Annotated in this window: 14 protein-coding genes; 7 read left to right on the top strand and 7 right to left on the bottom strand. The window is 44.1% G+C overall.

Annotation, left to right across the window (positions count from 1 at the left end; genetic code table 11):
• Positions 1–243 precede the first annotated feature (243 nt).
• The 3 genes from ACS8FD_RS05955 to ACS8FD_RS05945 form a co-directional block, all read right to left on the bottom strand.
• On the bottom strand, positions 244–1,512 hold the full coding sequence (locus ACS8FD_RS05955; protein ID WP_439274918.1) for a multidrug effflux MFS transporter: 1,269 nt from the start codon (positions 1,510–1,512) through the stop codon (positions 244–246).
• A 222-nt stretch (positions 1,513–1,734) separates the two neighbouring features.
• Positions 1,735–2,547: a crotonase/enoyl-CoA hydratase family protein gene (locus ACS8FD_RS05950; RefSeq protein WP_439274917.1), complete on the bottom strand. Its 813-nt coding sequence runs from the start codon at positions 2,545–2,547 to the stop codon at positions 1,735–1,737.
• A gap of 102 nt (positions 2,548–2,649) precedes the next feature.
• Positions 2,650–6,174 (bottom strand): hybrid sensor histidine kinase/response regulator, encoded by a 3,525-nt coding sequence (locus ACS8FD_RS05945; RefSeq protein ID WP_439274916.1) that lies wholly within the window; start codon positions 6,172–6,174, stop codon positions 2,650–2,652.
• A gap of 460 nt (positions 6,175–6,634) precedes the next feature.
• Between ACS8FD_RS05945 and cysM the strand changes: the two genes are divergently transcribed.
• From cysM to ACS8FD_RS05915, 6 genes are all read left to right on the top strand, one after another.
• Positions 6,635–7,579 (top strand): cysteine synthase CysM, encoded by a 945-nt coding sequence (gene cysM, locus ACS8FD_RS05940; protein ID WP_439274915.1) that lies wholly within the window; start codon positions 6,635–6,637, stop codon positions 7,577–7,579.
• A 61-nt stretch (positions 7,580–7,640) separates the two neighbouring features.
• Entirely contained in the window at positions 7,641–8,459 is an 819-nt protein-coding gene (locus ACS8FD_RS05935; RefSeq protein ID WP_439274914.1) for a 3'-5' exonuclease, read from the top strand.
• 89 nt (positions 8,460–8,548) lie between these two features.
• Positions 8,549–10,138 (top strand): 23S rRNA (uracil(1939)-C(5))-methyltransferase RlmD, encoded by a 1,590-nt coding sequence (gene rlmD / locus ACS8FD_RS05930; protein ID WP_439274913.1) that lies wholly within the window; start codon positions 8,549–8,551, stop codon positions 10,136–10,138.
• 534 nt (positions 10,139–10,672) lie between these two features.
• The gene (locus ACS8FD_RS05925) at positions 10,673–13,225 is read left to right on the top strand and encodes a RelA/SpoT family protein (RefSeq protein ID WP_439274912.1); all 2,553 of its coding nucleotides are present in this window, start codon (positions 10,673–10,675) and stop codon (positions 13,223–13,225) included.
• A gap of 67 nt (positions 13,226–13,292) precedes the next feature.
• Positions 13,293–14,276 carry a bifunctional DNA-formamidopyrimidine glycosylase/DNA-(apurinic or apyrimidinic site) lyase gene (mutM, locus tag ACS8FD_RS05920; protein WP_439274911.1) on the top strand — a complete coding sequence of 328 codons (984 nt, stop codon included), beginning with the start codon at positions 13,293–13,295 and terminating at the stop codon, positions 14,274–14,276.
• Positions 14,277–14,543: 267 nt separating this feature from the next.
• Positions 14,544–14,984: a hypothetical protein gene (locus tag ACS8FD_RS05915; protein WP_439274910.1), complete on the top strand. Its 441-nt coding sequence runs from the start codon at positions 14,544–14,546 to the stop codon at positions 14,982–14,984.
• A 136-nt stretch (positions 14,985–15,120) separates the two neighbouring features.
• On the opposite strand, the gene typA is transcribed toward ACS8FD_RS05915, so the two are convergent.
• Both typA and ACS8FD_RS05905 read right to left on the bottom strand, forming a co-directional pair.
• On the bottom strand, positions 15,121–16,968 hold the full coding sequence (gene typA / locus ACS8FD_RS05910; RefSeq protein WP_439274909.1) for a translational GTPase TypA: 1,848 nt from the start codon (positions 16,966–16,968) through the stop codon (positions 15,121–15,123).
• Positions 16,969–17,385: 417 nt separating this feature from the next.
• Positions 17,386–18,702 carry an OmpA family protein gene (locus ACS8FD_RS05905; RefSeq protein WP_439274908.1) on the bottom strand — a complete coding sequence of 439 codons (1,317 nt, stop codon included), beginning with the start codon at positions 18,700–18,702 and terminating at the stop codon, positions 17,386–17,388.
• Positions 18,703–19,285: 583 nt separating this feature from the next.
• Here ACS8FD_RS05905 and ACS8FD_RS05900 point away from each other — a divergent pair.
• A complete protein-coding gene (locus ACS8FD_RS05900) occupies positions 19,286–19,885 on the top strand; it encodes a GspH/FimT family pseudopilin (protein ID WP_439274953.1) in 600 nt (199 codons plus the stop codon).
• Positions 19,886–19,915: 30 nt separating this feature from the next.
• Here the strand turns inward: ACS8FD_RS05900 and recO are convergent, their stop codons facing one another.
• Both recO and era read right to left on the bottom strand, forming a co-directional pair.
• A complete protein-coding gene (gene recO / locus ACS8FD_RS05895; RefSeq protein ID WP_439274907.1) occupies positions 19,916–20,692 on the bottom strand; it encodes a DNA repair protein RecO in 777 nt (258 codons plus the stop codon).
• A 50-nt stretch (positions 20,693–20,742) separates the two neighbouring features.
• Positions 20,743–21,861, bottom strand: a complete 1,119-nt coding sequence (gene era, locus ACS8FD_RS05890) for a GTPase Era (RefSeq protein WP_439274906.1) — start codon at positions 21,859–21,861, stop codon at positions 20,743–20,745.
• Positions 21,862–21,925 lie beyond the last annotated feature (64 nt).

The raw sequence follows: 21,925 nt of genomic DNA, 5'->3' as shown, positions 1-21,925 counted from the left end.
AATCAAATCGCCAGACACCCAGTCATCTTTTATCGTAAGATGTGTGTCATTGGTTGGTTTAAAGAATGCGCTAGTTGCGAGGAATAGTTAGAATAAAACATCAAAACTGCCCTGCAATAAATAGCTGCGCTGTATTTTATCATAAAAGGATGGGTAAGCTCTAGCACTTTGTTGACTAACGCTTTGGTTAGTAGCGTTTTTTTATAGGATGTACTAAAGACTCTGAGTGAGCGCTCGCTAAACTTACTCTGCATCATCAAGGTTTAAATTACGGTCAATTTGCCAGATTAAATAAGCGCCAAGGCTCATTAGCGAAAACATAGCGATACCTATTTTCAATACTGGGTTAACTGGGAATAAGTTTAATAACAATCCACCAAATATTCCAACTGAGAACATCAGTGAGCCTTGCATAGCACTAGCCATACCAGCACGGCTTTTTTGAAAGGCTAAAGCGATCGCAGAAGCGTTTGGCTGGGTCAGCCCCAGTCCGGCAATACAGAAAAATATACACCCTAACACTAACGGCAGCCAAGCGTCGGTACCAAAAATCAGCCCGATCACAAATAGCATAGCAGCAGAGATGACCTGCATCATCGCGCCAAAACGCAGAATACTCAGAATACGAAAGCGATTGGTTAGCCACTGATTCAACTGGGTCAAAGCCACAAAACCTGCCGCATTCATACCAAACAGCCAACCAAAATGCGTCGCTGAAATGCCATAAGTGTCCATGATTAACTCAGAAGCCGAGCTAATGTAGACGAACATCGCACCCATTAATAAACCACCGCCTATAGCCGGATAATTGAAGCTTGGGTCTTTTAGCAAATCCCAATACTGGCTGAGCACTTCTTTGGCAGGACGAGCATTGCGATTTTCTTCGCTAAGCGTTTCAAAGAAGAAAAACTTGGTTAATAATAAATTAAGCATGCCAAAGGCGGCCAAAAACCAAAAGATAGAATGCCAATTAAAAAACTGTAAGAATAGAGCACCAAGGGAAGGCGCTAAAATTGGCGCAAGGCCCATCACTAATATCATGATAGAAAAAGCCTTTGCCGTTTGCTTCGCCGTCAGCCTGTCACGAATGGCTGCTCGCGTTACTACAGCGCCAACACAAGCGCCAAGCGCTTGCACAGTACGGCCAATAAACAATACGTATTCACTGTTCGTTGTGGCACAGACTATAGAGGCAATCACATACAAAGTCATACCGAAATAGAGCGGTTTGACGCGGCCGACACGATCACTCAAAGGCCCATAGATAAGCTGACCAAAAACTAAACCCACAAAATAAGCCGGGACAGAGTTAGCCATAAAAGCGGTCGATACGCCAAACTCATCGGCCATAGAAGGCAATGCGGGCAAATACATATCAATAGATAACGGCCCTATCGCTACGATAAGTCCCAGCATCATAATCCAAGCTACTGGTAGCTCTGATGAGCGTACTCTAGTAGCAGCGGCTTTTTGATTAGAAGCCTTGGTGATATTAGATTTTGAAGCAGACATAGTACGTACCGTTGATGATTATGATGTTGAAGATAGGTTTATGAGGTTAAAGATAGTATTTAGCAATAAACGCTATTGCGAAAAAAGCAGCAGACAAGCCTATATCGGACTGTCTGCTGCTTTTTCAATGGACAAATAACGCTTAAAATATATAGCTCACATAATGACTACCATAACGCCGGCCTTACTGGTACGCTATCTTCTTGGCTATGAGTCTAAAGATTAGCGAAATTGACGTTTACCAAAAACGGTACTCGCCTGTTTGGCCTTTCTCAGCGCAAGTTTGCGATTGCGGCCAAGCATCAGTTTCATTTGCCACATTTTTTCTTGATAAAGCGTTAATGCAGACTGATGATGCATAGCGTTGATGATGCGTTTACTCGCGAGCACCGCGTCAGGTGAGCGCTGCACTAACTCTTCTGCTAGCTTCTGAGCGTGCTCAAAGGGCGCTTCATCACAGTGACTAACGAGGCCCAGCGCCTGACCTTCAGTGGCCTCAACGATACGCGCCGTCATCGCCATCTCTTTTAGTACGTCTTCGCGCACGACGCCAAACGCGGACTGAGTCAAGCCCATATCCGGCACTAAGCCCCACTTCGCCTCCATAATCGATAGCTTACAATCAGGATGGCTGATGCGCACATCACACGCTAGCGCCAGCTGCATGCCAGCACCGATACAATGACCTTCTAGTACCGCAATCACCGGAATGGGCACATCACGCCAGACCAAACAGACGCGCTGAAACAGACTCTGTTTAGGCTTAATAAGCTCCCACATCGCATACAGCTGATTTTTAGGGTTATTCAAATCACCTAAATCGATGCCAGCACAAAAAGTACCTTCCGCGCCATTTAAAATCACTGCTCGCAAGCTTTTGTCTTTGGTAATGTGGCCGGCAACACGAATCAGCTCATCCACCATCTGAAAGCTCAGGGCGTTTTTTTTCTGCGGGCGATTCAAAGTGACAGTGGCTATATTTTCACTGACACTGACTTGTAGCGTTTGGTATTCGTAAGCGGCGATGGCGTGCATAGTAGTCCCTTAAAATGATAATCGACAAAAATAAACAATAGTAATATTTTTAATCATAGCAGTGTTATCTCAAAGCTACCCTAGCAATAACTGACTATCCATTCAAATCATTTTCCAGTTCATATCGTTTTCGCTTAGACGATGGTAATTGAGCTCAGAGTAAGGCGATAAGTCTAGGTTTTGCAGATTATTTAGCGCTGTCATTAAGTTGTTATAATAAGGCTGGAGCATGGCAAATTGTGCAGGCGTCGTATGTTGTACATTTAGTAAGCATTTATCTTCTAGGTTTTGACTGGCAAGGCGTAACTGCGGAACGCCGGTATAACGACTCGCTCCCAAAATACGGTGGGCAATCTGCGCCAGCATATGACGGTCTTTTGCTTGCCAAGCTTGAGCGAGTGCTTCTTTCTCATCGGCGATAGTGTCGAGCATCATAATGATGAGTTTTGCGGCCAGATCCGGCTTATTCGCTGAACGGGTCAACGCATCTTGCCAGTCTAAAATCTCTGATCTCTCAGTAGCGTTTGTAGCAGAATGGTGCTCTATGTTTAAGAACTGTCTATCTACTGCAAGGCTTTGGTTTTGTTGCAGATGAGTATTGGGCTCTAAAGGACTTTGCGATAAATTTCTTTGATCTAGATAACTATAACGAGCTTGAGTGCTATTACGTCCATAACTTGGTGCCGACTGAGTATCCGGCAGGTTATCCCGTAGAGTATCGTGTAAATTATCGCGCAGATAATTATCGCGGATTTTCTTTAATGATAACGGTCGCAGCATTTTTTTATTGTTTTTCTTAGGGTTTAGCTGGGTTTGTTTAGTCGCATTATTATCTTGCTCGTTTGCCTTTGGCTGAGTGAAATTTACATTATTTACACTCAAATCGGTCACACTTGAATCAGCCAGACTTGTCTTACTTATACCTGCGCCGTTCAAATTTTCATCAGTGCTACTTATAGGGCTATTGTCTATATAGCTACTATTGACATAAGTATTGGCTTTATTAGCGGCTGGCAACTGAGTACTCGTCGCCATATGGTGCGCGGTTGTGGCGCGTCCCAGCCATTTTTGTAGCACTTGCAGTAATTGTGGTTGGCTAATAGGCTTACCGACATAATCGTCTATACCACTAGCAATAAGGCGATCGCGCTCATCAGATAGACCGTGAGCGGTGAGCGCGATAATAGGGATATGACTGTCTGCTGCTTCTATTTTTCGGATCTGTTCGGTAGCCTCTCTTCCTGACATTCGCGGCATTTGAATATCCATAAATATCAGATCGACATCATGATGAGTAGCCGTTATCTTATCTGTCGCGATACTTTCGCTACTAGGCTTTAATGCGGAGGGCGTGTTACTGATTTGCGCGCGCGCTTCTGCTTTTGAGCGCTGAGTTTTACTCGATAAGCTTTGGGTTACCGTTTTAGTATTGGCTTTAGCTTGCCTAGCCTGCTGCTTACTGATGAGTTCTATCGCTTCAAAGCCACTATTGGCAGTAATAACATGAATACCAAGCTCGCTCAAGAGCGCGTCTAACACCAAAAGATTGGGCAAATGATCATCGACAGCGAGTACGGTAATTCCTTGCCAACGCGGTTCTTGCACTTGTACTAGCGCTTTCTTATTTTGAGTATCTAAAATAGCGTAGAGCTGGCGCTTGTCCAATGGCTCATACAAAATATTGGCCTGATAGCGATTGAGTAAGGCTTGATCAGCCGCCACTTGGTAGCCAAATACCGCCAGCTTGCCTTGATAATGCAGCCTGATTTGCTTGAGTAGCGCCATCATATCGTCTTGGTTGTCGTTATCAACAATCACCCAATCCCAATAATTGTCTTGCTCTTTTAGCGATTCAAGCACCCCCGGCAAGGAATTGGCTTGAGTCAGCTTGATAGGGAGACTTTGTAAGCTGGCCTTAAGCACTTGTAAGGATGCGGTATGATTGATCCACACTAGCATATTAAACTCATCGCCCGCTCCCGCAAGCGGTGCGAGCACTGGTAGCGGAATTGTATTTCCACTTGCGGCTTCTAGTACATCGACATGAGTTGGCATCCTAAACCAAAAAGTCGCGCCGTTATTAGCGATATTCTCTTGCGCATTATCATAAAAACCAATATCACCGCCCATCAGCCGAGTCAACTGCTTTGAGATAACAAGCCCCAAGCCGGTACCACCATATTGACGAGTGATGGAAGGATCGCCTTGGCTAAAGCTTTGAAATAGCATTTTTTGATCGGCACTGGAGATACCTTTACCGCTATCTTGCACACTGATCATCAGATAGTTATCTTGGTAGTCGTCCAAGCTGACACGCACGACCACATCGCCGTTGTCAGTGAACTTGATGGCATTACCTACTATATTAGTCAGCACTTGCTTGAGCCTTAGAGCGTCCCCTACGATCTGCATAGGCACATCGTTGTAGAACAATACCGCCATCCGTAAGCCTTTTTCAGCGGCGACTGGGGATAACATATCGACCACATCATAGATAGTACTGTAGAGATCAAACTCGTGACGATCGAGTACCAGCTTACCCGCTTCTATTTTGGAGAAATCCAATACATCATTGACCAGTGCCAATAGATGCGCCGATGACTTACGGATGGTCTGCACGTACAGATCTTGTTCAGAATTTAGCTCACCATGACGAGCCAGCAGATTAATAAAGCCATCAATACTGTTCAGCGGGGTACGCAGCTCATGGCTGATATTCGCCAAAAACGCAGATTTGGCCTGACTGGTGGAGATTGCCGCATCCCTAGCGTTACGGATCGAGATATTTTGCATTTCCATCTCATCGAAGGCCAATCGCAAATCATCCTCGGTCTGTTCGGCATGGTTTCTTAATTCTTGAAAGCTGCTATGTAAGCGACGCAGGGTTCTGACTAGATCTTGCTGTAGCAGATTCAGCTCGCCGTTAGATTCTGTCAAGATAGGCTTATATAAGTTATCAACGGTAGTGCGTTGCAGCTGTAGCCGCAGCTCATAAATAGGAGCAATCCAGCGTTTTGCATAGATATTGAGGCTGAGTAATAATATTAAAATAGTGAGGAGACCGGTAATAGCTAGGGCCATAGCGATACGGTAACGCGCCAAATATAGCGGTTCATTATCCATATCGATGAGTAGCCACAGCTTTTGTTCGGCAAAATCCCCTAAAGGCAATCCATAAGCGGTACCTATGGCGGTAGGCTGCTGCATCATAGCGCTTTGCGCCGGATTAATCTGCGGCCACTGCTCCTCCACGCCGTAACCAACACTCGCCAAAACTTGATTATCATCATCGATAATAGCAATGCGCTGCACGTGCTGCTCAGACTGTATATTACTCAGCTTCTCTTGTATGGTGGCGAGCGTCGTTTGCGTTTCTTGCGAAGTGGTTTGTGTAACTTCTAGGCCCTGAGGCTGCTCTAGTAACTTTGGTACAATCTCAGCGATAGTCGGCTTGTAGCGGATTAACATTGCCTCAGCCAAGGCTTGCTGCTCAGAGTTGGAGGCGCGCATGGTCTCATAAAACACCAAAAGACCGCCGACTGCGGCTAGGATACAGATCGGTAAAAACACCAGTAGAATCAACTGGCCGTAAGCGCTACTGGTATCAAAGCGTTTTTTGTATGCCATGCTAAAGATAAACTCCAACGACTCTATAGGTCACTTAAAAGTAATGGATTAGATTTTGCTGCGGTGGTTTTGAGATTTATTTTACCAGTATTCTTGGTGTCTCTGTGAATCAATCCTAATGTCACTCAATTCTGATTTAAGCACCAGTAATCTAGCCACTAAAAATCACAGTCATTAACAACAAAAGCTATTAAAAACCACGACCATTAGAAACGACAGTCACAAGTAATTAATGATGCGCTGAGCGTAGCCAAAAACAAAATGATATAATAAGGCCAGTTTTTATGAACGCTACATTTTGTCAGCTTTGCTATATCGTTTAAGCTATAAGCAACAGGCGGTAGCAAGCTCACTATTCGCGATACTTTTGCTTTAAAACTAGCCAATAGCATCAACTAAAAAACATAACTCAAAAATAGCGCTAATCTCAATATTAACTTTAATTATAATAGGATGTCCCATGTCGTCTACCGCCAACGCTAACTTTATTACTCAAGTCACACAGCTTGCCGATTGCGTGGGACAGACACCGCTGGTGAGATTACAGCGTTTACCTGAGTATGAAGAGATCACCAATACTACCCAATTGTTGGCCAAGCTTGAAGGTAATAACCCAGCAGGCTCGGTAAAAGATCGCCCCGCCTTTAATATGATCTACCAAGCAGAACAGCGCGGCGATATCAAACCCGGTGATATGCTCATCGAAGCGACTAGCGGTAATACTGGCATTGCCTTAGCTATGGTTGCGGCTATGCGCGGCTATGCGATTACCCTTTTGATGCCTACTAATTCTACCCAAGAGCGCAAAGATGCGATGGCAGCCTACGGCGCAGTCTTGATTGAAGTCGATGAAGGCATGGAAGCGGCGCGCGACATGGCCTTGCAGATGCAAACCGATGGCAAAGGCATAGTGCTCGATCAATTTAATAATCCTGATAATAGCCAAGCGCATTATCTCACTACTGGTCCTGAATTGTGGCAACAAACTGGCGGTAAAATTACCCACTTTATCAGCTCTATGGGTACTACTGGCACCATTACCGGCGTCAGTCAATATTTAAAAGAGCAAAATCCTGATATTCAAATCATCGGTCTACAGCCGGATGAAGAAGCGTCTATCGCTGGTATTCGTCGTTGGCCTGCAGCGTACATGCCAGGTATCTATAATGCAGACATGGTCGATGAGGTTATGGACGTCGATCAAAAAATCGCTGAAGTCTATATGCGTAAGCTTGCCAAGACAGAGGGTATCTTTGCCGGCGTGTCTTCAGGAGCCGCGGCTTGGGCCGCTGTGCAAGTTGCCAAAGCCAATCCAGATGCGGTGATAGCCTTTATCGTCTGCGACCGCGGCGATCGGTATTTATCAACAGGGCTATACAACGTTGATGATAGTGCTTCAGCTTAAGACTTTTATAGCCTACCGAATATAGCGCCAATCGCAATCATCAGCGTAACTAGGATTATTTATGAGCCAAGCCCTACCCGCTAATCCCGTCTTGGTATTCGATATCGAAACCATCGCCGACACTGAGGCGGCCCGTCGTATCTATCCACAATTAGCGACTCTTAGTGATGCTGATACTTTGAGCGCGCTGACGGCTATTCGCACCCAAGAGGCAGGCCATGATTTTATGCGCTTGCCAGTGCAGCGCATCGTTTGTATCTCCGCTTTATATATCAAAGACGGTCAATTCTCTTTATTTTCCTTAACCGCTGATAACTTTAGTGAAAAAGAAATACTAACTAAATTTTTCCGTGCCTTTAGCGATTTAGAAAAGCTACCACAGCTGATCAGTTGGAATGGCTCAGGATTCGATATTCCCGTACTCATTTACCGGGCTATGCAATATGACCTCTCGGCGCCTTGGTTATTTGAAGAAGGCGAACGTATCAAAAACATGCGCTTCAATAACTATGTCAATCGCTTCCAGACTCGGCATTTGGATCTAATGGATAGGTTTAGTCAGTATGGCGCTTCTCGCCGTGAGGCGATGGATGTCGTCGCTAGTCTCTACGGTCTACCGGGCAAGACAGATGTCGATGGCAGTATGGTTGGAGATCTGGTCAGTAATGATGAGTGGCAGACGCTATCGATATATTGCGAGTCCGATGTGATGAATACTTGGCTAATATACTTGCGCTGGCTGCGCTTGACCGGACAGCTCTCCTCCACAGGGTTTATAGAATGGCAGCAGCAAAGCCGCGATTATCTCACCGGATTTACGCAAGCCGATGGTAGCGTGCGCCATCGAAGCTTCCTTGATGAGTGGTCATCACCCTCTTAGTAAGGCCAATATATCGCCCGCATTTATTGACATAACACTCCAGTTTTCCACTTTTACTTATTTTTATTACCTATTGCTAAGGCAGGTTTATGCAGCCCACCGATGATCAAAACGCTAAGAACAACCCTACAAACAATGTCAAAAACAACGTTAATAGCAGTGACGTTAATGCTCAGACTCACTCTGATAAAGAAGACAACAAGGCGATTATTACCCCGCCTAATAAGAAAAAATCGAAACCGTCTTCAAAGACCCGTCGTCGCTTAAAAGATGCGCTGCCAGTACCTTTTACTATCGATGGCTTGTCTCATGATGGGCGCGGCGTAGCTGTCTATGGCAATGGCTTCGATGAAGAGCAAGGTCATAGCACCGACAAACATGGCAAGAAAGTTTTTGTTAGCTTTGCCTTACCAGGAGAGAGTGTTGAGGTAAAACTGACCAACAGCCGAGCTAGCTTTGAGGAAGGCGATGCTATCAAAGTGACCGCCAATCCAAACCCAGAACGCGCGATACCGCCGTGCCCGCATTTTGGCGTCTGCGGCGGCTGTAATTTGCAGCATTGGCAACCAGATAGCCAGATCAGCTTTAAGCAATCAGTACTGGCTGAGATGCTTCAGCATCAAGCTGATGTGCAGCCAGAGCATTGGTTAGATCCGGTGGTTGGCGATAGATTGGGGTATCGTACGAAGGCTCGTCTTGGGGTGCGCTATGTCGCCAAAAAAGAAACCGCGCTAGTTGGGTTCCGTGAGCGTTCAAGTAACTTTTTGGCTGAGCTCAATGAGTGTCATATTTTAGATCCACGTATCGGCTTTGAGATTGAGAACTTAAAGGCGCTAATCAGCACGTTAGATGCCCGAGATAAGATTGCCCAGCTTGAGCTGGCTATGGGTGAATATATTCCTGAGCTGCCTGATGGTACTCAGCCTGTAGCGCTGATTGTACGTAACCTAGAGCCCTTATCAGCTGCTGATATCGATGCCCTTAAAGCCTTTTTTGCGGCGCGGGATTGGCAGCTTTATCTACAATCTAAAGGCGTCGATAGCATACAGCGTATCGCCTTAACTCAAGATGACAATATGAGCGAGCAATTTGGTCGTTTGTATTACCAGCTACCTGAATATGACTTAACCTTTGAGTTTATTCCGACCGATTTTACCCAAGTCAATCTATCGGTGAACAGACAAATGACGAAGCTTGCTTGTGACCTTTTGGATCTGCAACCAGGGGAGCGAGTGCTTGATCTCTTTAGTGGCTTAGGTAATTTCAGCTTACCACTAGCGCGCCTCGTTGGCGAGTCGGGTAAAGTCATCGGCGTTGAAGGCAGCGAGGAGATGACTTTGCGCGCCAGTGCCAATGCCCAACGTAATGACCTTAATAATACTGAGTTTTATAGTCAAGACTTGACCCAAGATTGCACTGCTGAGCCGTGGGCCAATCAGGGCTTTGATGCGCTACTTATCGATCCACCGCGCTCGGGTGCTTGGGAGATTATGCAGTATCTACCTAAGTTCAATGCTCAGCGCATTGTCTATGTCTCCTGCAATCCGGCAACGCTAGCGCGCGATACCAAGGCACTACTTGAGCAAGGGTATCGACTCACTCATGCGGGAGTGATGGATATGTTCTGCCATACCGGTCATGTAGAGTCGATTGCTAGATTTGAAAAAATCCCTGCGTAATAGTTTATGTTGCCAAGCACTTTAAGGGGTTCGGTCTACATTCTACCGCTTAGAAATTATGCTTATGAGTAGCAATATTACAGAGCTCAACTTGAGTTATAGTGGCAAACTGAGATAATAGTCATGATAGTGTTATAAAATCGCTAGGTTATTAAAGGTGTGGTTTATTGGACTACAGTTTAGTCTATATAAAAGTAATCTCTAACGATTGATCCTAACAGTAATCTAATTAAACGCTAGTGATTGGATTATATTTGCTAGCAACCTTAAGTATTTTGAGCCTTAGTCCTTAGTGGTTTTACAAAGGTTGCTTTATAAAAGCTATTTTACAAAAGTAGTTTTGTGAAATTCACTACTCAAACTTATGACTAAAGCCGTGTAGCGCAATTTAAGATTACCTACCGCTTTAACACAGCTGCTACTTTTATTAGCGGCTGTGTTAGCTTAAGTTCTATCTTTATTAGTAATCATTTTTATTATGATGAATCGTCGATATCGCTGTCGACACTCTATAATAGCTAAAAGGAGCCAGCTATGGTCAAGATTCGAGAAGGATTGCCCTTAGTAGATGGTCAAACCACTGAAGAAGATAGTGCGAGCTTGGCGGCACAATTGGTTGCCAATCAACGCTCTCACCAGTCTGCTAATAGCTATGCTCAGATTCCTTTCGATATTAAGCAGCAACTGGCCACTCATAAGCTGCATACCACTTTTGATCGTTCAGCAGCGCTTGCCTATCATAATCACGATCCAAAGCTAGCCAATTACGCTGCAGATAACGCTTTATCTGCTGACTCCTACACACTGACGGATTTTCCCGATTTAGATCAAGCCAATATCGATGTGCCAGCGTGGCTAAATAACGTCGCCGAACGTATCGGCCAAGACTCTGTTCCTAACCTAGCCGCGGCCTGTGAGTTTATCCGCAATCGTATGAATACTAGCGAGTCTGAGCGCTCAGGAGCTTATGTTACTGGTATTGGCATGAGCGATATTCTCACTTATCTTTACCAAGACGAGGACGCTTTAGTCGCTGCGATGCTTTATCGGAGTGCGCGTAAATCTCTGATTTCGATGGCTGAGATTGAGCAAAACTTTGGCACTGAAATTCGCACTTTAGTCAAAGATACTTTAGCGATGGGTAAACTGTCGGCTATTATTGAAAATAACAAACGCCTAGAAGACCACTTCATCAACAAGCAGCGCGACCAGCTCTCTAACATTTATAGCATGCTAATCTCGGTCACCAATGATGTGCGAGTGGTACTCATTAAGCTTGCTGAGCGTACTTTTGCGATGCGTGAGCTATCCTTCTCTAGCGCTGAGCGCCAACAACGCGTGGCTCGTGAAGTCATGACCATCTATGCGCCGCTCTCACATCGATTAGGAATTGCTCAGCTCAAGTGGGAGCTTGAAGACTTAGCGTTTCGTTACCTTGCCCCCGATCGCTATAAAGAGATTGCCAAGCTGCTATCTGAGAAACGTAGCGAGCGTGAAGCTTACATTCAGCGGGTCGAAAAAAAGCTCAGTCAAGCACTAATCGATGCTGACATCGTAGGCGAGGTCTCAGGCCGGGTCAAACATATCTATTCTATTTATCGCAAAATGAAACTCAAAAGCTTATCTTTTGATCAGCTCTATGATATTCGTGCGCTGCGTGTATTAGTACAAGATCCTGCTGATTGCTACCATGTTTTAGGCTTAGTACATGGCTTGTGGCGTTATATTCCTGAGCAATTTGATGACTATATCACCAATCCAAAGCCTAATGGTTATCGCTCCCTGCACACCGCTGTCATTGCTGAAAACAAATCGCTTGAGGTGCAAATTCGTACCAATGAGATGCATTTTGAAGCTGAGCTTGGCATGTGCGCGCACGTCAACTACAAAGAAGGGCTAAAGAAGAAAAAAGATAATTACCTCAATCAAAGAATCAGCTCACTGCGTCATTTATTATCTATCAATAACGAGGCGCGTAGCCAGGCTCACAGCGATAATGAAGGTGATGTAGAGTATGACAGCAATGATATGACAGACTTTGATGAAGATGAGCAAGCTATTGATTTTGATGAGCTTGAACGTATCTACATCTTTAGCCGGGATGGCGACATTATAGAGCTACCCAAAAATGCAACGGTACTTGATTTTGCTTATTACGTACATACCCAAGTCGGTAATCGCGCGCAGGCCGCTCGAGTCAATCAGCGTTATGTGCCCCTCACCTATCAGCTCAAAACCGGTGAGCAAGTGGAGATTATCACCAAAGCTTCGCGCGAGCCTAACCGAGACTGGCTAGTCGCTTCATTGGGTTATATCCATACTAGCCGCGCACGCTCTAAGCTGCGCCAGTGGTTCAATAAGCAAGATCGCGATAAAAACCTTGAGATCGGACGGCATATGCTCAGTCGTGAGCTTGAGCGCTTATCGGTCCATCCGAATAGTATCGATCTCAATGACTACACTCAGTTTTTCCATGTCAATACTCCTGACGATATTATCGTTGGCTTAGTCACCGGTGAGATCGGCCTAAATCAGCTGACAGGACATATTTCTCGGCAGCTACATTTAGAGCCGGAAAGGCAAAAAGCCGAATTTACGCCTAGTATCGATCCAAAAACCACTGGCCAAGTTGACGCCTACAAGATTTATATTGAAGGCTTAGATAATATCGAGATCAGTTTAGCCGGCTGCTGTCACCCGATACAAGGTGAGCCCATCTCAGGATATATTACCTTATCACGCGGCGTCAGCATCCATAATCGCGGTTGCCCTGAATATGAACGTCTAATAGATCGTGATCCTGAGCGCGCTGTGAGTGCGGCTTGGAGAACAAAGTCCGGGCGTTATCAGCCTGTAGATATTCATATCGAAGCGTATGATCGCCGGGGCTTACTACGCGATTTAACTCAAGTCATCGATAAAGAAAGCGTCAATATCCGTCAAGTAGACACTATGAGTAACGATGATAATATCGCCTTTTTGAAGTTCCATATTGAAGTAGCAGGGTTAGCGCATTTATCCAAGCTCTTAGCCAAGCTTGAACAGCAGCCCGGCATACTGCATGCACGCCGAGCGGTTGCGCCCTAATCAGGTATTGCTTTAGTACGAATGATTACTCAAAACTAACCCTTTAAAGGTCACTATACACACGCTTATGCCTGAATTACCTGAAGTTGAAACCACAAAAACCAGTCTTGCGCCTTTGCTTAATAAAACCGTAGCGTCAGTACAAGTATTCCAGCCTAAGCTGCGTTGGCAAATGCCTGATGATTTGCAGGCATTGGTCGGCTACCACTTACAAGAAGTTGAGCGCCGTGCTAAATACTTAATTTTGAGCTTCGCTCCGTCTGCAGAGTTATCACCAAGTACTCAATTAAATAACGATAGCAGTATTCTTACTAGCATCAAACCTTTGCGTCAACTGATTATTCATTTAGGCATGTCGGGGAGTTTGCAGCAGCATCCTTATGGCGCTGAAAAACGCAAGCACGACCATTTGATACTGACTTTTAGCAGTGATGACAATAGCCTTACTCAATTGCATTATCACGATCCTAGACGTTTTGGCGCGGTACTTTGGTACGCCGATTATAAGACCAAACTACTCGATCACCTAGGACTTGAGCCGCTATCTGCAGCCTTTAATGCCGACTATTTATATCATCTCATTCAACGTAGCAGTGATAATAATAGTAGCGACAATGACAGTGCTGATAATGATGATATCGGTAAAAAGAAAACCACTAAGAAAAAACCTATCACGCGACCGATTAAATCAGTCATTATGGAGCAGCAAGTTGTAGTAGGTGTCGGTAATATTTATGCCGCCGAAAGTCTTTTTTTATCAGCAATTCATCCTGCTACCCCTGCTAATCGTTTATCTTATGAGCAAATAGCACTGCTAGTCGAACATATAAAGGCGATTTTGCACAAGGCTATTACGCTTGGCGGCTCTACCCTACGCGATTTTACGGTAGCTAGTGGCCAAACGGGCTACTTTCAACAGACCTTAAACGTCTACGGCCGGCAAGGCGAAGATTGTCCGCACTGCGCCGCTACTCTTGATAATATAAAATTAAATGGTCGTGCGAGTGTCTTCTGCCCTGAGTGTCAACCGCTACCAAAACTTGATAGTTAGCTATATAAGCTATCAAAGCTTTAGCCAAAATGATGGTGACCGGAAGCTACTGTTTCTACAAAGTAAGTTTAAAGCTGAAAACGTGGCGTATGGAATTATATTGCTTATCGCCCGACATCTTGGTTTAATAGTAGCTATGTTTACAGTAATGATATTTGCAACAACAATGTTCACAGCATCAATGCTCAACAGAATTCATAATCTATAATATTCATGCTTAGCCATAGCTTTAGTGTTTATCTTCCACCTCTATTTTAGGATGACATCATGACTGTCAAAACCTGCTTCCAACACGCTATTAAATCCAAGCTTTTAACCGCTCTTACTAGTATCAGCCTAGCTGTTATCACTATGAGCCCGGCCGCAGCGGCAATTGAGATTGACGAGACAGACTTTGGTCCTTCTTATGACACTATGGTAGTCGATACGGTAGTCGGTAAGCCTTTGCAGTTAGTAGCAGCCGTTACAGGTACCGCCGCTTATTTAGTGAGCCTACCTTTTGCTGTTATCGGCGGTAATGCGGATCAGTCGCAACAAAAACTGTTTGTAGAGCCATGGGATGCGATGAGTCGTTGTTTGGGCTGTACGGTTGCTGAAGATAACTATTATAAGTCGCAAGCAGTCAATGATAATACGGTGCGCATCGTAGTCGATCAGCCCTCAGAGATCTTGATTAATACTAATGACTATGTCGTTGTAACTCCTTAGTATCAATAGTCCGTCAAGCTCAAAGTACAAGTAATCGTTATTAGCTAAACACTTTTATCTATTATAAATTTTTGGCATAAAAAAGGCTAACCTCAGGTTAGCCTTTTCTCATTCTGAAACGAAGTTAAATCAAAAGTTAAGCGTTTTTCTTACGGCCGTGACGCTTACGCTCATTTTCAGTCAAATAACGCTTACGTAGGCGAATCGCTTTTGGTGTGACTTCAACTAACTCGTCATCTTGAATGAACTCAAGCGCTTGCTCAAGTGTAAACTTGATCGCTGGCGTCAAGGTTAAGGCTTCATCCGTACCACTAGCACGTACGTTGGTTAGCTGCTTAGCCGTCGTAGGATTCACCGCCATATCATCGTTACGCGAGTTTAGACCGACGATCATGCCTTCATAAACTTCAAGCTGAGGCTCTGCAAATAACTTACCACGTTTTTGTAGGTTAAACAGAGCAAAACCTAAACAGGTACCGTTAGCCATTGAAACTAACACACCGTTAGTGCGACCGCCGACATCACCGATTTTTTGTGGACCGTAATGCGAGAAGCTTGACGTCATGATGCCCGTTCCTGAAGTCAGGGTTAGAAACTCAGAACGGAAGCCAATTAGGCCACGAGCTGGTACTGTCGCTTCGATACGCATACGACCTTTACCATCTAGCTCCATGTTCGTCATCTCACCTTTACGTAAGCCAACCTGCTCCATAATGGCGCCTTGATGCTCTTCTTCGATATCGAAAACGACGTTTTCATACGGCTCTTGTAGTTTACCATCGACTTCTTTGACGATAACCTCTGGGCCAGACACACCCATCTCAAACCCTTCACGGCGCATGTTTTCGATCAATACTGATAAATGCAATTCACCACGACCTGACACTTTAAATTTATCAGGGGATTCGGTATCTTCCACACGCAAGGCAACGTTATGAATCAGTTCACGCTCTAGACGCTCACGAATATTACGCGAAGTCACAAACTTACCTTCACGGCCTGCAAACGGTGAGTTATTGACTTGGAAGTTCATCGACACGGTTGGCTCATCTACGGTCAATGCCGGTAGAGCTTCAACATGATTCGGATCACAGATAGTATCAGAGATATTTAGCGCATCGATACCCGTAATACAGACGATATCACCTGCTTGCGCATCTTCTACTTCTATACGATCAAGACCATGATAACCCATGATCTTAAGGATACGTCCATTACGAGTGTTGCCGTTCTTGTCGATGACCGTCACTTGAGTGTTGGTTTTAACTTTACCGCGCTGAATACGGCCAATACCGATAACACCAACGAAGCTGTTGTAGTCAAGGCTTGAGATTTGCATACGGAATGGTGCGTCAGCATCTACTTGTGGCGGCTGTACTACATCGACGATAGTTTTGAATAACGGCGTCATATCTTCTGCTAAATCATCAGCATCAAGACCAGCAATACCGTTTAATGCTGAAGCATACACAACCGGGAAGTCCAACTGCTCATCGGTCGCACCAAGATTATCGAAAAGATCAAAAATCTGATCCATAACCCAGTCAGGGCGCGCGCCTGGACGGTCAATTTTATTGATAACGACAATAGGTTTTAGACCTTGTTCAAACGCTTTTTGCGTGACAAAGCGCGTTTGCGGCATAGGGCCGTCAACGGCATCGACGACTAACAGTACACAATCAACCATCGACATGACGCGCTCAACTTCACCGCCAAAATCGGCGTGACCTGGGGTGTCGACAATATTAATACGATATTCAGTATCATCAGAGCTATCTGTCCATCTAATCGCTGTATTTTTAGCTAAAATGGTGATGCCACGCTCTTGTTCGATATCACCAGAGTCCATTGCGCGTTCAGCAATGTTAGCACGATCGCCAAAAGTACCTGATTGATGTAATAATTTATCAACCAAAGTAGTTTTACCGTGGTCAACGTGGGCAATGATTGCAATATTACGCAAGTGTTTAATATCGTTCGCCATATAAAATGCTCGTTTTGTCTTAAGAAAATGCAGTAGCAATATGTACTACTGGATAAATTTTATTTACCAATTTAGCAAAAGCTTTACGAAGATAGTAGTCAATCGTCATTTGCATACGATCAATTAAAAGGCATAGACGCCATAATTTTCAATTTAGGATGCTAAATAATACATTCAGAATCATAAAGATCTTTTTGGCGTAAGGCTTACCGCGTAAAGTGCTGATAGTGACAAATCTATTACTAAATATCAGTAATAGTAGATGATTTGTCCATTTGCAAAATGTTTGGGCGGCTAGTATAACATTAATGCAAATACTTTTTTGCAATAAGTTATTTATATCATTACTTTTTATGGAACAAAAAAGCCACCTTTAAGGTGGCTTTTTTTTATAGAACTAAAGTATCAATTTGCTACTTATTGAACAACCATATCTTTGGTTTGTTCTACAGTCATTGTTTTGTCACCAGTGATGATGGCATAAACACGACGGTTCATAGCACGACCTTCTTCAGTATCGTTATCAGCGATAGGCTGATCATAACCATAACCTACAGTTGATAGACGGTTTGGCGCGATACCGAACTCGTTAGTCAACATAGATTTAACTGCTACAGCACGGGCTTCAGACAGACGTTGGTTGTAACGTGCTGATGGGCCAGTTTTTGAAGCATGACCTTCAACGCGGGCAGTAGAGTTAGGATACTCGCGCATCTTCTCAGCTACTTTAGCGATTTCAGGCTGGTACTGTGATTTGATAGTAGACTTATCGTTATCAAAGAATACGCGAAGCTCCATTTTCAATTCGTCAGTAATATCTACTGGGATTGGGCAACCACGTTCGTCAACGACGACGTTCATTGGCGTACCTGGGCAAGCGTCTAGTGAGTCTACAACGCCATCACCGTCAGAGTCTACGTCTTCTTCTACAACGACTACTGGTGGTACATAAACATCAGGCTCTACGACTGGTGGTACAGCTACGGTAGGCTTCAAGTGACCACCTAGTACAACTTCTAAACCAGCCAAGGCCATGCCTTCCCACCAGTTGTTGTCGAAGTTATGGATAGCACGAGCTTCACCACGTAGGCTGATAGCGTCATTGATGCGGTACATAGCACCTAGACCTAAGTTACCAATGGTGTCTTTAGAGCTAGCAACTTCAGTACCAGCATCAACTTGTTGACCAGTTGTCGTACCTTGAGCGTTACCTGTTGCAGTGTAAGCTTCTTGGTTCTCTACTTCGATTCTAGATTGACCAGCACCGATTAGCATATATGGCTTAAATGCGTTTTCAGTGTAACCAGTGAACTCTTCTAGACCGACTAGGAAGTTACCAGAAATCATTTCTTGTTCAACGTCGAAGCGGTTGATGCCTGCATCAGCTGAATCTTCTGAAGCTTCGCCGTTAGTGTTAGAAACACCATACTCTACTTGGAACTGAGTAGAAGGAGTCAGTTCGATACCTAGAGCCGCACCAGTGTATAGGCCGCTTTCTTTAGCGACGCCGCCGTTGCTGTTACCACGGCTACCATCACCGATTTGGTTGCCGTTAGCGTCTTGGTATAGGTTCTTACCAGTACGCAGGATTTCACGTTGCTTATCAGCAGTATCACTGAAATCTTCAGTGAAATGATAACCTAGTAATAGTGGGCTGATAGTAACACCAGCGTTAGCTACTAGTGGCGTAGCTGCTACAGCAACAAGAGCCAGAGCGATTTTATTCAATTTCATGGGCTTCCTCCAAAGGATAATTTAAGTGATAAATCAAGTAATACCACTTCCTAAGATATGTTAAATACACACCTATCACGAATGTGTCATTATACAACAAAAGTAATTAGGAAGTAGCTTAGCGATTATTAATTCAGTTTACAACTTTTTTTATCAGGCAGCTACACATTATTACATGATAATAGGGTAATTAGAACAAACTCTAGATACATTCCTGATACTAACTAACCCAACCCAAGTCTTTTTGTTTTTGACTTTAGACTTATGGTTACTAAACCTACCTAAAGAATATCAACTTCTTTGTTTGTTGTATCCAAGCATTCTAGTACATCCTTATGCTTTTCTCTATCCATAAAACCCTAGATTCACTAATTGAAACATTTTTTGACAGTTGGGCTATATTCTGCTTATATACAATAGTGAACATTATTTCACTTACTAACATTAATATTTATAGCAGTGTGCTGTAGGCCGTACTTTTTATTTAGGATTTACTGTATACCGCATTCCATTACCAATCAGCCTAGGGCGGTAAAAAATTATGCTATCTTTAAATTATCCGCTGTCCGTATATTCGTTTTTAATAATATTTACTTGTATATTATTTATAGCATTTACTCTTAATTGTACTATTCATCAACGTCCAGCTCGGTTTAGACGTAACGAGGGTTTTACCTTAGTAGAGCTTGTCGTGACTGTCTGTATTTTAGCGATACTAGCCATCATTGCCGCACCGTCTATATTAAGCCAATTAGCTAGCATGGAATCTAAGCGGATCAGATATGGCATAAGCTCTATGTTGGCTACTGCAAAAACGGAGAGCTATCTGAGACGGCAAAATTTAATTATTTGTTTATCAGATTCAGCGGGTCGTTGTCATAAAAATAGCAATAAGGCGATACTGCTGTTCTTTGATCACAATGATAATCAGCACTTCGATATTTCCACTGATGAGCTATTACAGGAACAGCGATTGTCTCCTAGATATGCACGGCTACAACTGCGAGCTGGTAATCGGCATTACATTAAGTTTTGGGGAGATAGCGGTAAGCCTCGTGGATTTTTTGGTCATATCAAATACTGTCCCACCTCTAGCTACAACCAAAGCAAATATCAAATATCTTTTAATCAAGGCGGTATCGTTAAATACAAACCCGATGCCGCTCATCCGACTGGTTGTTAGTCATTTATCGTTTGAGTGATTCAAGAATCGCTATTGATAGCGCTGTTGTTGTTGCCAAAGCAAACGGCTTTGTAGCGGCTGATAGTCAAGCAGCTGGTCAATAAGCTGACGATGTAGGCGCGACCATGAGTTCAGAGTCGCGCTTACGATACCACGCTGAGTCATCGACAGTATTTCTTGCCCACTGAACAAGGCTGCGGCTGAAGAAGAAAGCTCTACTGATGCTTCTGCTATCACTGGCATAAAGCCGGTATCGGCTAAAAACCGATAAGTTGTATCTGCCTCGATAGCTTCTAAGCTACTATCCTTAGTTAAGCTCAGCGCAAAGCCTAATTCCTTAAATAAGTGCCGCTCAAACTGGCGTAGGCATAGGCGTAGCTCATCAGCTGTTAAGGGCTGTTTAAGCAAATTTAAACTATCTTGATAGTGTTGCCATAGCACCGGCATAGGATCTTCGCTAGGGAGCAATTTCCATAATATCTCGTTAAGATATAAAGCTGCGTACTGCTGCTGACCGCGGATTTGACCATAATGTTGGTTATGGTTTGCTGTTGATGAGCGGTCTGTTTGAATAGCGTGTTGCTCATTTTCTCGCACGCTATCAAACTGGCTGATAGTGATTTGGGTGAAGGTTTTTAGATCGCGCTTACCGGTGGCAAACAGCTGCAGTGGTTCAAATAGCGGAGCGCCTTTTTTACCAATACCATGCACCACGCCATGCTGCTGAGAAAAGAGGTAGTAGATCGCGCGCTTTTCTTGGTAGGAGCGCTGATGTAATAAATAACCGACTAATGCTTCATTGCGCATTTATTATTACCTCAGCGTCAATTAGGATGTCACTTGAGTGACCGCTTTTATTAATAACCCAGGCTGGTCAAGGCGCGCTCATCATCTGACCAACCGCGTTTGACTTTGACCCAAAGCGTCAGCATGACTTTTTTACCAAACAGTAGCTCCATATCTTTACGAGCGTCGATACCGACTTGTTTAATCCGTTGGCCTTTTTCGCCGATAACGATAGCCTTTTGACCGCTACGTTCGACGAAAATAGTGGCATCGATAAAGGTCATAGCTTTGCGTGGACGCCCGGTTTTAGGATCTTTATGCGCCGCTTCGTCTTTAAAGCCATCAATTTGTACCGTGAGATCATAAGGCACTTCGTCACCGGCGCTACGCATTATTTTTTCGCGGATGATTTCACTGGCTAAGAAGCGCTCTGAGCGATCGGTGATTTGTTCAAGATCATAAATCGGATCAGCTACTGGTAAATGCGAAGCGATAACCTCTTGCAAACGGTCGAGATTCTGACTCTTTAAAGCAGAAACCGGCACGATATCAGCAAAATCAAAGCTTTCATTGAACGTTTCGATCAATGGCAACATCACGCCTTTATCTTTTAGGGTGTCGGCTTTATTGATAATGAGCACAACAGTTAGGTCGGTTTCACCTAATTTTTGTAACGTCAATAAATCATCTTCACGCCACTGGTCTGAATCGACGACAAACAGCACTAGATCCACATCGACTAGTGCGGATAATGCCGCTTTATTCATGCGCTCATTGATCGCGCGCACTTCATTATGATGAATGCCGGGCGTATCAACAAACACCGCCTGCATCTCATTGGTACTCAAAATACCGTGAATACGGTGGCGAGTCGTCTGCGGTTTGCGCGACGTAATAGAGAGCTTTTGACCCAAAAGATGGTTCATCAGCGTCGACTTACCTACATTTGGGCGTCCAACAATAGCCACATACCCAGCTTTAAAATTTTCTGTAACGTTGTGATTGCTATTTTCTGAAAAAAAGCTATCGATGGCATCGTCATTTTCAGTAGTACTTTGTTCCTGAGCGCTGTTGTCAGGAGCATCATTAACCGTTTCTGGTTGCACAGCCGCTAAGGACTCGCCTATTATTCGACTACTTTTAGGCAAGTTGGTTTCGATGTTTGGCTCAGTTTCGTTATTTTGGCTCATATTATTGGCTTTATCTTTAAGGTTAAAGTAATGACTTTTATAGTAAAGGCATTGATATTTTAAT

The sequence above is a fragment of the Psychrobacter sp. 1U2 genome (genome assembly GCF_051847575.1).
The sequence above is the reverse complement of the archived record's forward strand: the minus strand, read 5'-3'. Positions and strand labels throughout refer to the sequence as shown.

Coding starts and splice junctions, on each gene's coding strand:
- era (WP_439274906.1), bottom strand. CDS start 21,861: ATGAGCCAAAATAACGAAACTGAGCCAAACATCGAAACCAACTTGCCT.
- ACS8FD_RS05950 (WP_439274917.1), bottom strand. CDS start 2,547: ATGCACGCCATCGCCGCTTACGAATACCAAACGCTACAAGTCAGTGTC.
- ACS8FD_RS05945 (WP_439274916.1), bottom strand. CDS start 6,174: ATGGCATACAAAAAACGCTTTGATACCAGTAGCGCTTACGGCCAGTTG.
- ACS8FD_RS05915 (WP_439274910.1), top strand. CDS start 14,544: ATGACTGTCAAAACCTGCTTCCAACACGCTATTAAATCCAAGCTTTTA.
- cysM (WP_439274915.1), top strand. CDS start 6,635: ATGTCGTCTACCGCCAACGCTAACTTTATTACTCAAGTCACACAGCTT.
- ACS8FD_RS05935 (WP_439274914.1), top strand. CDS start 7,641: ATGAGCCAAGCCCTACCCGCTAATCCCGTCTTGGTATTCGATATCGAA.
- typA (WP_439274909.1), bottom strand. CDS start 16,968: ATGGCGAACGATATTAAACACTTGCGTAATATTGCAATCATTGCCCAC.
- ACS8FD_RS05905 (WP_439274908.1), bottom strand. CDS start 18,702: ATGAAATTGAATAAAATCGCTCTGGCTCTTGTTGCTGTAGCAGCTACG.
- ACS8FD_RS05925 (WP_439274912.1), top strand. CDS start 10,673: ATGGTCAAGATTCGAGAAGGATTGCCCTTAGTAGATGGTCAAACCACT.
- rlmD (WP_439274913.1), top strand. CDS start 8,549: ATGCAGCCCACCGATGATCAAAACGCTAAGAACAACCCTACAAACAAT.
- recO (WP_439274907.1), bottom strand. CDS start 20,692: ATGCGCAATGAAGCATTAGTCGGTTATTTATTACATCAGCGCTCCTAC.
- mutM (WP_439274911.1), top strand. CDS start 13,293: ATGCCTGAATTACCTGAAGTTGAAACCACAAAAACCAGTCTTGCGCCT.
- ACS8FD_RS05955 (WP_439274918.1), bottom strand. CDS start 1,512: ATGTCTGCTTCAAAATCTAATATCACCAAGGCTTCTAATCAAAAAGCC.